Source organism: Bacillus sp. ISL-4 (assembly GCF_018613275.1).
Taxonomy (GTDB): domain Bacteria; phylum Bacillota; class Bacilli; order Bacillales; family DSM-1321; genus Peribacillus; species Peribacillus simplex_E.
This window is the reverse complement of sequence record NZ_JAGGQN010000013.1, coordinates 133,985-147,784: the sequence shown is the minus strand read 5'-3', so window position 1 is coordinate 147,784 and position 13,800 is coordinate 133,985. Positions and strand designations below refer to the sequence as shown.

11 protein-coding genes are annotated in these 13,800 nt (G+C 42.7%); 6 read left to right on the top strand and 5 right to left on the bottom strand.

Annotated elements, in window-relative coordinates; translation table 11 throughout:
* Window positions 1–17 precede the first annotated feature (17 nt).
* On the bottom strand, window positions 18–1,130 hold the full coding sequence (locus tag J7J00_RS12395; RefSeq protein WP_214791010.1) for an aminopeptidase: 1,113 nt from the start codon (window positions 1,128–1,130) through the stop codon (window positions 18–20).
* 229 nt (window positions 1,131–1,359) lie between these two features.
* Between J7J00_RS12395 and J7J00_RS12390 the strand changes: the two genes are divergently transcribed.
* The 5 genes from J7J00_RS12390 to ccpA all read left to right on the top strand — a co-directional run bounded on the left by J7J00_RS12390 (window position 1,360) and on the right by ccpA (window position 5,905).
* Window positions 1,360–1,869 (top strand): DUF948 domain-containing protein, encoded by a 510-nt coding sequence (locus tag J7J00_RS12390; RefSeq protein WP_076364648.1) that lies wholly within the window; start codon window positions 1,360–1,362, stop codon window positions 1,867–1,869.
* A 48-nt stretch (window positions 1,870–1,917) separates the two neighbouring features.
* Complete coding sequence (locus tag J7J00_RS12385) at window positions 1,918–2,490, top strand: YtxH domain-containing protein (protein ID WP_214791007.1); 573 nt, start codon at window positions 1,918–1,920, stop codon at window positions 2,488–2,490.
* 129 nt (window positions 2,491–2,619) lie between these two features.
* Window positions 2,620–2,946, top strand: a complete 327-nt coding sequence (ytxJ, locus tag J7J00_RS12380; RefSeq protein WP_214791005.1) for a bacillithiol system redox-active protein YtxJ — start codon at window positions 2,620–2,622, stop codon at window positions 2,944–2,946.
* Window positions 2,947–3,442: 496 nt separating this feature from the next.
* The gene (locus tag J7J00_RS12375; RefSeq protein ID WP_034309244.1) at window positions 3,443–4,519 is read left to right on the top strand and encodes a bifunctional 3-deoxy-7-phosphoheptulonate synthase/chorismate mutase; all 1,077 of its coding nucleotides are present in this window, start codon (window positions 3,443–3,445) and stop codon (window positions 4,517–4,519) included.
* A gap of 381 nt (window positions 4,520–4,900) precedes the next feature.
* On the top strand, window positions 4,901–5,905 hold the full coding sequence (gene ccpA, locus J7J00_RS12370; protein ID WP_214791003.1) for a catabolite control protein A: 1,005 nt from the start codon (window positions 4,901–4,903) through the stop codon (window positions 5,903–5,905).
* An 83-nt stretch (window positions 5,906–5,988) separates the two neighbouring features.
* Here the strand turns inward: ccpA and J7J00_RS12365 are convergent, their stop codons facing one another.
* Genes J7J00_RS12365 through J7J00_RS12355 form a run of 3 tightly spaced genes read right to left on the bottom strand, consistent with a single transcriptional unit; the run spans window position 5,989 to window position 8,472 of the window.
* The gene (locus J7J00_RS12365; RefSeq protein ID WP_214791001.1) at window positions 5,989–7,170 is read right to left on the bottom strand and encodes an acetoin utilization protein AcuC; all 1,182 of its coding nucleotides are present in this window, start codon (window positions 7,168–7,170) and stop codon (window positions 5,989–5,991) included.
* A complete protein-coding gene (locus J7J00_RS12360) occupies window positions 7,163–7,813 on the bottom strand; it encodes an acetoin utilization AcuB family protein (protein WP_076364661.1) in 651 nt (216 codons plus the stop codon). Before J7J00_RS12360 ends, J7J00_RS12365 begins: the two co-directional genes overlap by 8 nt.
* Before the next feature lie 26 nt (window positions 7,814–7,839).
* The gene (locus J7J00_RS12355) at window positions 7,840–8,472 is read right to left on the bottom strand and encodes a GNAT family N-acetyltransferase (protein WP_098369934.1); all 633 of its coding nucleotides are present in this window, start codon (window positions 8,470–8,472) and stop codon (window positions 7,840–7,842) included.
* Between the two features lie 345 nt (window positions 8,473–8,817).
* On the opposite strand from J7J00_RS12355, the gene acsA reads away from it, so the two are divergent.
* Window positions 8,818–10,536, top strand: coding sequence for an acetate--CoA ligase (gene acsA, locus J7J00_RS12350; RefSeq protein WP_214790999.1), 1,719 nt, complete (start codon window positions 8,818–8,820; stop codon window positions 10,534–10,536).
* Window positions 10,537–10,668: 132 nt separating this feature from the next.
* Here acsA and J7J00_RS12345 read toward each other — a convergent pair whose 3' ends face one another.
* Window positions 10,669–13,704, bottom strand: coding sequence for a transglycosylase domain-containing protein (locus J7J00_RS12345; RefSeq protein ID WP_214790996.1), 3,036 nt, complete (start codon window positions 13,702–13,704; stop codon window positions 10,669–10,671).
* Window positions 13,705–13,800 lie beyond the last annotated feature (96 nt).

Genomic DNA, 13,800 nt, shown 5'->3' with positions numbered 1-13,800 from the left:
TTTTATTGGTGTTTATGTTATTTTAAATTTTCTGGATTTAAATTTTCTAGTTCCGGTAAAACGAAGCGTCCGTCCTTACGTATCAAGACGTCATCAAAATGGATTTCCCCGCCGCCGTATTCAAGCCGCTGGATATTGACCAGGTCCCAGTGAATGTCTGAATGGTTTCCGTTAAAGGCATCATCATAGCATTGTCCGGGAGTGAAATGAAAACTTCCATCAATTTTTTCATCAAAGAGGATATCTTGCATCGGGTGTAGAATATAAGGATTTACACCAATTGCAATTTCACCGACATATCGTGCGCCTTCATCAGTATCAAAAATTTTGTTGATGCGTTCCGTATCATTCGCAACCGCTTCAACGATTTTTCCATCCTTGAATGTCAACTTCACGTTTTCAAAAGTAAAACCCTGATAAGGGGACGGAGTATTATACGAAATCACTCCATTGATGGAATCTTTAACCGGAGCCGTATATACTTCACCGTCAGGAATGTTTAGCTCACCCGCACATTTGATGGCTTTAATGTCTTTGATGGAGAAGGTTAGGTCCGTACCGGGACCAGTTAAGCGGACCTTATCCGTTTTATCCATCAATTCAACAAGATTGTCCATTGCTGCGCTCATTTTGCCATAGTCGAGGTTGCAGACTTCGAAATAAAAGTCTTCGAATGCTTCTGTACTCATTTTGGCTAATTGGGCCATTGAATTTGTCGGGTAGCGAAGTACGACCCATTTTGTTTTTGGCACGCGGATATTTCTATGTACTTTACCGACTGTCTGTCCATGAATCGCCATCTTCTCTGAAGGGACATCGGATTGTTCATTGATATTATCCCCGGCACGAAGCCCGATATAAGCATCCATCTGTTTCATTACGTTTGCTTCAAACTCACTCATCAACTTGTACTGTTCTTCTTTGGCACCCATCAGCAAGGCACGATCCACTTGGTGATCCTTTAAAAGGACGAATGGGTAACCACCTGCTGCATAGGCTTCATTCACAAGTGCGTTAACAAGCTCACGCTGCAATCCGAAGTTTTCGATCAAGATTCTTTCACCTTTTTGAAGCTTCACGGAATAATTGATTAAGTTTTTGGCCAATGTACCAATTCTGGGATCTTTCATAAAAAATACCTCCATTGTTTAAATTCGACTTATCTTTTCTATCATACCCGATTTCCTTCCATAAGTGTCACACATGAATTTCACGGAGGAACTGGATGCAGACAACAATATTTCCAGATTAGGGTTTGATAGGGTATATTGAAAAAATAAATAAGTTTATAATAATAGGGAAGGGGTAATTAATATCTAACAGCTATTAAATAAGTCGATTTTTTTCGGAGGTGTTCCAATGGAGATTATTTTATACGTAAGTGCTGCTGTTGCAGCGATAGCTTTTTTGGTACTTGTTATTTTCCTAACAAAGGTACTGACATCACTTCAAACTACCCTGGACAGTGTGGCCCGGACGCTGACAGGACTAGAGAGCCAAATGCAGGGCATAACGCTCGAAACTACTCAGTTATTACATAAAACGAATACGTTGGCTGAAGATTTGCAGCAAAAGTCGGAAAACCTGAACACGGTGGTGGATGCCGTGAAGGATGTTGGCACATCCATCTCTAGCTTTAATTCTTCCATCCAAAAGGTTTCCCATAAAGTGCAGGCTGAGATTGATAATAATCAAGAACGAATCTCACAAATTGTACAATGGAGCAATGTAGCCATGGAGATCAGGGACAAGTGGAAGGCCAGAAGCAAACAGGCTGCCCCGACCCCAACCGAAAGGGCGGAGTTAGAAAGGGAAGCGCTTGAAACAGATAACCTGCCTAAAAAAAGGTTTTTACGTTCTAGATCTTAAAATCTAGTTAAATAAAAAATGAACTGAAAATTGAAAGGGGAATGTATTATGACTCAAAAAGAATTTGCGGCAAAGGACTATCAGAAATCTTATGAGGACGAACGCGACTCGATCAATTCGAAGGACTTTATGATTGGCGCCTTGATCGGCGGGATGATCGGAGCGGCTACAGCTTTGTTCATGGCCCCTAAAACAGGCAAGGAATTAAGGAATGACTTCAATGAACAAGCTAAAAGCATTTCAGAGAAAACAGAAAGATTAAGACAAACGGCAATGGAAAAAGGAACAGTCCTTGCTGATACTGCAAAAGAAAAAACAAGCTCCGTCACGGAAATCGTTTCCAACAAATCTTCAAATATCGTCAATAAAGTGAAGAGCTTAAAAACGGGAAAAGAAAACGGCGACGCGGCTGATGATACGACGAATTCCAGCAATAAGGATATAGATGTAACAGGAACTTCCGATTCTCCTATCGTATCCGTCGAAACGAACTTTGCTAACGGCAATGACTCGGAAAATAATCCTGCAGATCCTACAAGCGGAAACAAGAATGCGGCAAAATTAAAACTTGATGAAGCGAAAAAGGCATTTGATGAAACAGAGAATAATCTAAAGAAATAAATTCCTTGGATTCCTTTAATGGGGATGAAGAGGCATAAAGGGACGAAGAATAAGGCGGTGAAGTGCTTCAATGGCTTCATCGCCTTTTTGATGGTAAAATTTATATGGACAAGGAAAGGAGAATGTTTTATGGTCATGAGCAAAATCGAAACAGAAGAACAATTCAATGAGCTTCTAAAAGAGGATACATTCCTGCTTTTCAAGCATAGTGTAACATGCCCGGTCAGTGCTGAAGCATTTGAACAATATGAGAGGTACATCTTGGAGAACGAACAACTTAAAACGGCCTATTTAGCCGTTCAGGAAGCTCGTCCACTATCTAATTATGTGGCAGAAACATTTGATGTCAAACATCAATCACCTCAGGCCATCCTTTTTAAAAGTGGAAAACCTGCCTGGAATGAATCTCATTGGCGGATTACATATGATTCATTGAGCAAGGCCATTACTGAATGAATGATGAAGGCCGGATCCCTTTGGTAAGGGGTCCGGCCTTTTATTATTCCATTTGGTGGCCATGGGAATTTTAAACGGTCTCCAGGGGAAACCTTTTCTTTAAAGGCCCTTCCTGTTCAAGTGACAGACGATTTGATCAGGGTCCAATGCTCTTTGAGATAAAATATCAATTAAATTATAGCTTTCTTGTTCTATTTCCAATATAATTCCTACAACGGATTGTTCCAATATTCAGTCTAAATCGTTTTTCATGCATGTGTAACACCTGATTTTATGCATTTATAGCTTTAATGCTTAAAAGCGTTTAATTATTAAAGAAAAATATAGTGACATTTATGGGTACTTCATTTATAATTGATTTAATCATACATGAAATATTCTAAAATTTTCATTGATAATACAATCGGGGTGGATGTTCGAGGATCCAGATGGGGTTTTTTTAGTTAGAGTCCGCTGAACCGATTTCTATTTTAAAAAACGAAGGGATGGATTTGTAATGAGCAACAAAGAGCTTGATGGACTTCGTAATCAACTGGATGATGTGAACCTTCAGTTATTACATCTTATTAATCAACGTGCTGAACTTGTACAGGAAATTGGTCGCGTTAAAGAAAAACAAGGTGTTAACCGTTACGATCCGGTCCGTGAAAGAACAATGCTGGATCTTATCGAAGCCAATAATCAAGGACCGCTTGATCTTGGTTCGATTAAACATATTTTCAAAGAAATCTTTAAATTGGGCTTGGAGCTGCAAAAAGATGATCAGAAGAAAACGCTTCTTGTATCAAGAAAACAAAAGGCTGAAGACACTATCATCGACATTAAAGGTGAATTGGTAGGTAACGGGATCCCTAGCTTCGTTTTCGGACCATGTGCGGTTGAATCTTATGAACAGACAGCTGCGGTGGCGGAAGTCATTAAAGCTAAAGGTCTGAAATTGATGCGCGGCGGTGCATTTAAGCCACGTACATCTCCATATGACTTCCAAGGGCTTGGTTTGGAAGGTTTACAAATACTTAAACGTGTTGCTGATGAATACGGCTTGGCTGTCATCAGTGAAATCGTGAGTGCCAACGATATTGAAGCGGCGATCGATCATATCGATGTCATCCAAATCGGGGCGCGCAACATGCAAAACTTTGACTTGCTAAAAGCTGCAGGTGCTGTAAATAAACCAGTTCTTTTAAAACGTGGACTGGCGGCAACGATTGAAGAGTTCATTCATGCAGCGGAATACATCATGTCGCAGGGAAATGGCAACATCATCCTTTGTGAACGCGGTATCCGTACTTACGAAAAAGCAACAAGGAATACACTTGATATCTCTGCTGTACCGATTTTAAAACAAGAAACTCATTTACCGGTCATGGTTGATGTGACGCATTCAACTGGACGTCGCGATCTTCTGCTTCCTACGGCTAAAGCGGCTCTTGCAATCGGTGCTGACGGTGTTATGGCTGAAGTGCATCCAGATCCTTCCGTTGCTTTATCGGATTCTGCACAGCAAATGGACTTCAAACAATTTGATGAATTCTACGATGAAATTAAACGTTTGAACTGGGTAACTGTATAAGCTAAGAAAGTCTTTAAATGATCTACTTACGGCCCTTACCAACTTGGCAAGGGCTTTTTTTAATGGTAAAATACTAGTTTTTGCAGAAAAAGCTTCGAAATAAGCACTATTGGATTGCAGGAAAGATTCTACTATCGTATGATAAATAACAAGAATGAGAACTGTTCGGAAGATTGAGTCATACATAAAGTGATATCTATGTGAATTTTATACTTGAATAGGGTATTGAATATTTGACTGAGAAGAGAGTAGGACTGCATTTTTGTTAGGCAGATCGTTCCTATAATAATCTTCCTTATAGAGAAAAACGCATAAAAGATTTTTTTTCGAAATAATTCGGGTCTTTTATGGGGAAAATGAAAGAAATGGAGGAATGGATGAATGAATAATATAACCATTTATGATGTGGCGCGTGAGGCGAATGTTTCCATGGCCACCGTTTCCCGCGTAGTTAACGGGAATCCAAATGTAAAGCCTGCAACAAGGAAGAAAGTTTCCGATGTGATTGAGAAGTTAGGGTACCGTCCCAATGCAGTGGCAAGGGGACTTGCCTCAAAGAAAACGACTACAGTCGGGGTCATCATCCCGGATATCTCGAGCATCTTTTTTGCCGAATTGGCACGGGGCATTGAAGATATAGCCACGATGTATAAATACAATATCATTCTAAGCAGTTCTGATGAGAATATAGATAAGGAATTCCATTTGCTGAATACGATGCTTGGAAAACAAGTGGATGGTATCGTGTTCATGGGCGGCAACATCTCTGATGAGCATGTCAAAGAGTTTAAGAATTCACCGGTTCCAATCGTACTGGCAGGTTCGGTGGATGAAAGCGGGCAAGTTCCATCGGTTAATATTGATTATGAGGCAGCGGCATTCGACGCAGTGACATTCTTTGCTGAAAAAGGCCACAAGCATATCGCTTTTGTAAGCGGAAACCCTTCCGCGCTGATTAATGAAATGAAATTGGCTGGTTATAAACGAGGGTTGAAAGAAGCTGGTCTTTCATTTGATGAAAGTTATATTGTTGAAGGTGATTATACATATGATTCAGGAATTGAATCTTTTGAAAAGTACCTGGAAGTTGAAGACCGACCGACGGCATTCATCGCCGGTGCTGATGAAATGGCTCTTGGAATTGTCCATGCTGCACAGGACAAAGGGTATAATGTACCGGAAGACTTTGAGGTGATCAGCTTCGATAACACGAGATTGACATTGATGGTGCGTCCGCAAATCACGACGATCGTTCAGCCTTTATATGACATTGGTGCGGTTGCGATGAGGCTTCTTACGAAGTTGATGAATAAAGAACAAGTGGAGGAAGGTCTTGAAAAAGTAATCCTGCCGCATCGGATTGAAAACCGTCAATCAACGAAATAAACTTGTTTGGAGAGTGTCCCGGAGGGCACTCTCTTTTTGTTTCTCAACCGGACAAAAAAGATCGTTTTTCAACGATCTTTTGGCTAACTTTGTTTATTGCTTTTCGAAGTTTGCTTGGAAGACCTGATGGGATAAAGGACCTTTTCAAGCGTCAGGGCATTCTTCTCGGTAATTTCAGGCTTCCTCGGAATGGGTTCGTATATATCCTCCATGTCATCCCATTCATCCGGCAGGGTAACAGGGGACTCGGGCTGCCAGCAATCGAGCCATTCCTTTGATAGGGGACCTGATATATCATTGTTCGTCATTTCAAGCCAGACCCTCGCCCAAGCCCTCGGGACGACGCGCCATATATCATATCCGCCGCCGCCTACTGCAATCCACCGTCCTTCGCAAAACTTATGGGCCATTTCGTGGGCCAACTTTGGTATTTCCCTATAAATCTTCATGGTGGCAGATAAGTGAGTGAGCGGATCGTAATAATGGGAATCGGCCCCGTTTTGCGTTAATATGACATCCGGTTTGAAGAATTCAATGACCTCCTTAAAAGAAGCCCTATAGCATTCGAGCCAGGATTCATCTTCAGTGAACGCATCGACCGGGATGTTGAATGAATAGCCGTAGCCTTTTCCCTGGCCCCGCTCGTTAATATTGCCGGTGCCGGGAAATAAGTAGCGCCCCGTTTCATGAATGGATAGGGTGCATACATCGGGATCATCATAAAATGACCATTGGACTCCGTCACCATGATGTGCATCGGTATCGACATACATGACACGTGCCCCATATTTTTTTTGCAGGTATTTAATCGCGACCGAACTATCATTGTAAATGCAAAAGCCTGAGGCTTTCCCGCGGAAACCGTGATGCAGGCCCCCGCCAAGATTAAGTGCGTGCAGGGACTGACCGGTCATGACGGCATCCACAGCCGTCAAGGTACCGCCTACAAGCAAGGCACTCGCTTCGTGCATCTTGGGGAAGATAGGGGTATCCTCTGTTCCCAGCCCATAATTTACTGCCTTTTCAGGGAGGAGCTTTCCCTGGCCTGCTAATTTGACAGCGTTTACATAATGGTGATCATGGATCAGTTCCAATTCTTCATCGGTAGCCATTCTGGGCTTGATAATTTGATCATCATTGATGGCATGGTGTTTTTTTAATAAATCAAGCGTGAGCTTAAGCCGTTTTTGATTGAATGGATGTTCATCGTTGAATTTGTAGGTAAGGAGTTCATCCGAATAGACGAAAAGGGATGTATCATTCATGTGAAATCCCCGGCAGGCTAGGCCATAAAACGGTATAGCCTTCTTTCTTCAAATCCTCCACCACCATAAATGGATTCATCGTCTGTACACGAATTACAAGAATTTTATAATCGGTTCCATTTTTTTCAGGATAAACAAGGGTGCTCAGGATATTCGAATTGCGCCTTTTGAAAATATGGGCAATATCATGAAGGGAACCGGCCTTATCCGGGATTCTGATTTCGATTTGGGAACCGGGCTGATTGACTCCAGTCAACTCAACGTATGAATGAAGTAAATCGGAACCGGTTATGATGCCCACTAACTTCCTTCCCTTTACGATTGGAAGGCAGCTGATATTGTTATCACAAAAAACAGCCCCGATTTCTTCCACGAAATCCAGCGGGTGCCCCGTGATTATTTCCGTTTTCATGATGCTTGATAATGGTTTTTGTAAATCATTTTTGTATTCTGCGGTACGGAATATAGAAGGGGCAGCATCCCGAATATCACGGTCGCTGACTAATCCCACAAGTTGATAGCTGTCATCGACAATGGGTATATGGCGAATTCGCTTCTCCTTGATGATCATGACAGCGCTATGGATTGTATCCGTTGGAGTGAGGGTGATAATATCCTCATTCATTATTGTTTCTACAATCATTTTCCTTCCTCCTCTTACTCGCCTCTTTAATACATAAACCGATTCATAAAACGCAACTGGTCGAACTTCTGGATGGATTCCGGCGGCACTCTTTTGCCGATACGGGCCATCAGGCAGTTGGCCGGGTGGGAACTGATTTCAGGATCATCTGTTGCAAAGTAGACCAAGCCACCCGCACTCATCATTTTTTCCATGACCTTGCGATAGTCCCAAATATTCAGACCTGTCCCTTTCAAATCCCAATGCCAATAGTATTCAGTGGTGATGATGATGAAATCTTCAACCGAATCGTCTTCCATGGAAAGGCGGATCAGGTTCTTCCCGACGGAGGCACCCCGGTATTTAGGGATGACCTCGATTGCACCAAGCTCAATCAAGTCCTCCATCTTAATTTCCGACCAGCGCTCCAAGGGATCGGGATATAAGTAAGTTACATAACCCACGATCGTTTCATTTTCACGGGCGATAAAGATCCTGCCCTCAGGTAAGTCTGCAATCTCTATTAACGCTTTATGCTGCAAAGCAGGAGGGCGAAAGGCGACCAAGTCTTCGTGAAACTCATAAGCGGACATTTTTTCGCCGTTCAACGGCCCTTCGATGATGAGCGTCCCGCTTAATGTCTGCAGTTCCTTAGTATAAAAGGTCTTATTATATTCCATTCTTTCACCACCCTTGTTATGTAGTAATCTTACACTCTAGCATTCCGAAGTATAAGAAGCGTTGCTTTTAAAAACTGACCGAATGGAAAGCTTAAATAAATTATACATAAAAACAAGGGGCATAATTTAGAAAGTTCAATACATATATGAATCTTTTGTTACAGTGCTTCTTCTTTCCGAACCATCAACATGAATTTACCTTAACTATAACATACTTGTAATTTTCAAAATTCAGCAAGCTGGATTTTCCCTAATATGGAAGTGTTTAATATTTTAAAAATTGAGAAAATTGTCCTCTTATACTATAATAAAAATATAGAGCCGAATGAAGGGGGAGTTTGTCGTATGAATGTGAAAGCGTTGCCAGTGGTGGAAGGTAATTTTAATTTAAAGAATTATGATGAAAAATACAAGAAGTTTGACTGGTCTGAGACGGAAAAGGAATTCTCCTGGTCTGAAACCGGTAAAGTGAATCTTGCACATGAAGCAATTGACCGCCATGCCGAAACATACAAAAAGAATAAAGTAGCCCTTTATTACAAAGACGATAAAAGAAACGAAAAGTATACATTCAAGGAAATGAAAGATTATACGAATCAAGCGGCCAATGTGTTCAAGAACATTGCCAATGTGGAAAAAGGTGATCGTGTTTTCATCTTCATGCCTCGCTCCCCTGAGCTTTATTTTGCATTGTTGGGTGCGATTAAAACGGGAGCGGTCGTAGGGCCGTTGTTCGAAGCCTTCATGGAAGGCGCAATAAGGGATCGTCTTGAAGATAGTGAGGCAAGTGTGATTGTGACGACACCTGAACTTTTGCCGCGCGTCCCAGTGGATGAGCTACCCCATTTAAAGCATATTTTCTTGGTGGGGGAAAATATAAAAGAAGAAGGAAAGTACTATCACTTCAATAAAAAATTAAAAGAAGCCGACAAAAAATTCGAAATTGAATGGGTGGATCGGAATGACGGTCTGATTCTTCACTATACCTCCGGTTCCACAGGTAAACCAAAAGGAGTGCTTCACGTTCATAATGCGATGATCCAGCATTATCAAACGGCAAGATGGGTCCTTGATTTGCAGGATGAGGACGTGTATTGGTGCACAGCGGACCCTGGATGGGTGACAGGGACGTCTTACGGGATCTTTGGACCTTGGCTGACAGGGACCTCGAATGTCATTGTAGGCGGGCGGTTCAAGCCTGAATCCTGGTACAAGACCTTGGAAGACTTTGGTGTCACGGTATGGTATAGTGCCCCGACGGCCTTCAGGATGCTGATGGGCGCAGGTGACGAAATCGTTAAGCGGTTCGATTTAAGCACTCTCCGCCATATTTTAAGTGTCGGCGAACCGTTGAACCCGGAAGTGGTGCGCTGGGGAATGAAGGTATTCAATCACCGTATCCATGATACATGGTGGATGACGGAGACCGGGGCTCAGGTCATCTGCAATTATCCTTGCCTGGAAATCAAACCGGGTTCGATGGGTAAACCGATTCCTGGTGTGAAGGCGGCAATAGTGGATGACCAAGGCAACGAGCTTCCACCGCATAGAATGGGGAACCTTGCCATCAAGAAAGGCTGGCCTTCGATGATGAAGACCGTCTGGAAGAATGAAGCGAAATATGAATCTTACTTTATGCCAGGAGATTGGTATGTGTCCGGGGATTCCGCATATATGGATAAAGATGGTTATTTCTGGTTCCAAGGCCGTGTTGATGATGTCATCATGACGGCAGGGGAGAGAGTCGGACCTTTCGAAGTGGAAAGCAAGTTGGTCGAGCATCCAGCCGTAGCTGAAGCGGGGGTCATTGGTAAGCCGGATCCGGTTCGGGGGGAAATTATCAAAGCGTTTATCGCCCTTCGTGACGGATACGATGCAAACGATGAGTTGATTGAGGAAATTCGTACATTTGTAAAGCATGGTCTAGCAGCACATGCGGCACCTCGTGAAATTGAATTCAGGGATAAACTTCCTAAAACAAGAAGCGGTAAAATCATGCGCCGTGTCCTGAAAGCTTGGGAACTTGATTTGCCAACTGGTGATTTATCATCGATGGAGGATTGAGAAACTGAGTCATGCTGATTATTGAAAAGGAAAAGGCATCCATTGTCACTTTCATGGATGCCTTTTTGGGAGATTATAAGGAAACAGGCTGTCGGGCTAACCCGACAGCCTGTTTTAGTTCAAGAAAGAGTGTCATTCTTCCTCTTCTTCAGCTTTATCCGTGTCTTGCTCTTTATCATTGACTGTGTCTTGCTCTTTATCATTGACTGTGTCTTGATCGTTGACTGTGTCTTGATCTTTGTCAGTCTCTTGATTTTCTTTATCAGTATTTTCTTTGTTTTGATCTTTGTCTAGGGCTGGCTCTTTATCTTTATTTGTTTCATTTTCTGGTTCTTTTTCTGGTTCTTTATCTTTATCTTTATCTTTATCTGAACCGTTCTCTTCTTTTGTGTCTGGTTTTTTATCTTCGTTAGCTACTTTATCTTTTCCGCGATCATCTTTATTTTTTGCGGAATCTTCTTTTGAACCTGTCTTTTTAGCGCCGCTTTCAACACGTTGGGAAGGGGCTGATTCTTTACCGACTATGTCTACGGCCGTTACGTAATAGGAACCGCCTGAGCCGACTTTGTAAACAAGACTCCCACCAGCATTGATGCTCGCCACTTTTTTGCCGTCCTTATAGACACGGTAACCGACGACATCTCCTTCATGATGCAGGCCCCATGTAATCTTATCGTTACTGATCGTTATGGATAGGGGATCTGGTGCTTTGCCATTATCATTCAATTTCGCTTTCGCCCCGACGACATTTCCTGATCTTTCGCCTCCAGGAATCACGGATCCCGGGTCATCGACATATTTCAGTCCGATATCTGCAAAGGAATCGGGATTCAACATGAACCCGCCGCTCGTGAATTCGCCAGGCGTTTGCGGAAGGGCTGCGTAGCGTTTGCTGCCGACTGATACATATTGTCCGTCTATGAAACTATCATCCGCCCTGGATGGAGCATATTTGGCGATGAATAAATCTGATTTAACAAGACCAGCCTTTTGGCATGCACTTGAAGGCAGCAGTCCTGAAACGCCACAGAAGGAACGGCTGACAATTCCGCCCGGCATTTCAAATCGCTTATCGGGGTCGATGAGTTTAGGATCGACCTTGTATGCGCCATTGATCAGATCTGCCCAATAATACATATTACGTTTATTATATTCCAGACCATTGTAGGTCCCTTGCAAGGATTTCGGTGTGTCATAACCCAGCCATGTTCCGAATGATACATTTGGATTGGTTGCGACGAACCAAGCGTCCTGATAGTTTTGTGAAGTCCCGGTTTTACCAGCCCAATCACTTGAGAAAGCAAGGCGGTTCCTGACCGAAGCGGCCGTCCCGCTGTTTACGACGTCACGCATCATATCAAGCGTCAGGTAAGCGGCTTGTGGTGAAAAAACATCCACTGGTTTCACTTTATGTTGATAGATGACCTTGCCATCTTTCGATACGATTTTATCGATCATATAGGCATCGACAAATTCCCCTGAATTGGCAAATGTGCCAAATGCATTGACGTTTTCTTCAACGGTTACACCTTTTGACATAGCTCCCAGTGACATGGAAGGATTAGAGTAATCCTGTTTCGTCACTGTTGTGAAGCCCATTCTTTCCAAATAGGAAGCTGGACCTTGGTTGATTATTTTCATGTAAAAGAGCGCTGCCGGGATATTATAGGAATTCTTCAGGGCCTCGCGTGCGGTCGTTACCCCCGTATAGCTTCCGCCCCCATAGTTCCCTGGACGCCACATTTTTCCTGCGGGGATGGAAATCGGTACGTTGGCTGATACACTTCCAGGTGAGATTTTTCCTAACTCAATACCTGGACCATATACGAGCAGCGGCTTCATCGTTGATCCGTTTGATCTCAGTGATGAGGTGGCATGGTTCGTCTGTTCCCGCTTGAAATCACGGCCGCCTACGAAACTGATGATTTTTCCTGTTTTATTTTCGATTAGAATGGCACCGGCTTCAACGGGCTCACCCGCTTTATCGTATCCGTAATTCGGATAGTTTTTCGTTACTTCCTGCATTTTGTCATAAATCTTTTTATTGACTGTCGTATAAATCTGATAGCCGTTTTGACGCAGCTTACGATCAGCAAGTGCTACATATTGTTCTTTTAAATCATCATTCTCTAAATCTTTCTCTTCATATCCATCGTCTTTTGCGAGACTGACAGATAGGATTTCAATGGAGCGTTTTTCAATTTCATAGGTGAGCCATGGATATTTCTCGGATGGCATCTCCGTTTTACCGATAAAGTCTTTTGTTATGTCGTATGTTCTTGCTTTATCATATTCTTCTTTTGTTATGTATCCGTTACTATACATCCGCTTTAAAACGGTTTTCATCCGGTTGATGCCGGGTTCTTGATTTTCTTTCAGTTTTCCTTGCTGGGTATATGGTGTATAACCGAAAGGGCTTTGCGGCAATCCAGCAATAAAAGCGGATTGGGGCAGAGTCAGATCTTTGGCCTCCACGCCAAAAATACCTTCAGCAGCCGACTCGACTCCAGCGATGTTCCGACCGGAAGAATTTCGTCCCAACGTGGAGACGTTTAGGTAGGTTTCCAAAATCTCTTCCTTTTCAAAGAACTTTTCGACCCGTAGCGCAAGAAGGATTTCTTTTGCTTTCCGGTCAAATGATACTTCGTTGGTGAGGACCTGGTTTTTAATGAGCTGCTGTGTTAATGTACTTCCTCCCGATTGGACGCTTGCATTCGAAAATTCCTGGTAAACGGCACGCAGGATGGCTTTCGGGACAACTCCGTCATGCTCATAAAAATATTCATCCTCTGTAGCGATGACTGCATTTTTAAGATACTCGGAAACTTTATCGATGGACACTTCCTCACGCTCAAGGTCACTCTTAAGCTTGCCCAAGTATACGTCATCAGCAAAGTATACTTCAGAGGTCTCTTCATAATTGTAAATGTCTTTTTTTAAATCTTCTTTTGTGCGTACCGGCTCATCTTTGACGAGGGCAGCGAAATAGCCGGCTCCGACGCCGCCGGCGAATGAGAATCCTAGAACCCCGACAATAATGAGGATAAGCGTTAAATTCCAAATGACTTGGTATGTAACCCGCGCGTTCTTATGTGTTTTTTCATTTTGAAAAAAATGGGTCAACTGCTTCCATAATGCTTGAAATCTATCTTTTTGATTACTATTCATCGTATCATACCCCCTGAAATCACATATATTATAGCATATAACAGGTAGGGGAAAGGGCATCTTTCTTATTTTTCTAGAATCTGTAAGGGTGATGTT

Bases quoted from the DNA above. Each gene is read 5' to 3' on its own strand.
- acsA (WP_214790999.1), top strand. From the start codon at position 8,818: ATGAATGTGAAAGCGTTGCCAGTGGTGGAAGGTAATTTTAATTTAAAG.
- J7J00_RS12365 (WP_214791001.1), bottom strand. From the start codon at position 7,170: ATGAATGATACATCCCTTTTCGTCTATTCGGATGAACTCCTTACCTAC.
- J7J00_RS12355 (WP_098369934.1), bottom strand. From the start codon at position 8,472: ATGGAATATAATAAGACCTTTTATACTAAGGAACTGCAGACATTAAGC.
- J7J00_RS12390 (WP_076364648.1), top strand. From the start codon at position 1,360: ATGGAGATTATTTTATACGTAAGTGCTGCTGTTGCAGCGATAGCTTTT.
- J7J00_RS12375 (WP_034309244.1), top strand. From the start codon at position 3,443: ATGAGCAACAAAGAGCTTGATGGACTTCGTAATCAACTGGATGATGTG.
- ccpA (WP_214791003.1), top strand. From the start codon at position 4,901: ATGAATAATATAACCATTTATGATGTGGCGCGTGAGGCGAATGTTTCC.
- ytxJ (WP_214791005.1), top strand. From the start codon at position 2,620: ATGGTCATGAGCAAAATCGAAACAGAAGAACAATTCAATGAGCTTCTA.
- J7J00_RS12360 (WP_076364661.1), bottom strand. From the start codon at position 7,813: ATGATTGTAGAAACAATAATGAATGAGGATATTATCACCCTCACTCCA.
- J7J00_RS12395 (WP_214791010.1), bottom strand. From the start codon at position 1,130: ATGAAAGATCCCAGAATTGGTACATTGGCCAAAAACTTAATCAATTAT.
- J7J00_RS12345 (WP_214790996.1), bottom strand. From the start codon at position 13,704: ATGAATAGTAATCAAAAAGATAGATTTCAAGCATTATGGAAGCAGTTG.
- J7J00_RS12385 (WP_214791007.1), top strand. From the start codon at position 1,918: ATGACTCAAAAAGAATTTGCGGCAAAGGACTATCAGAAATCTTATGAG.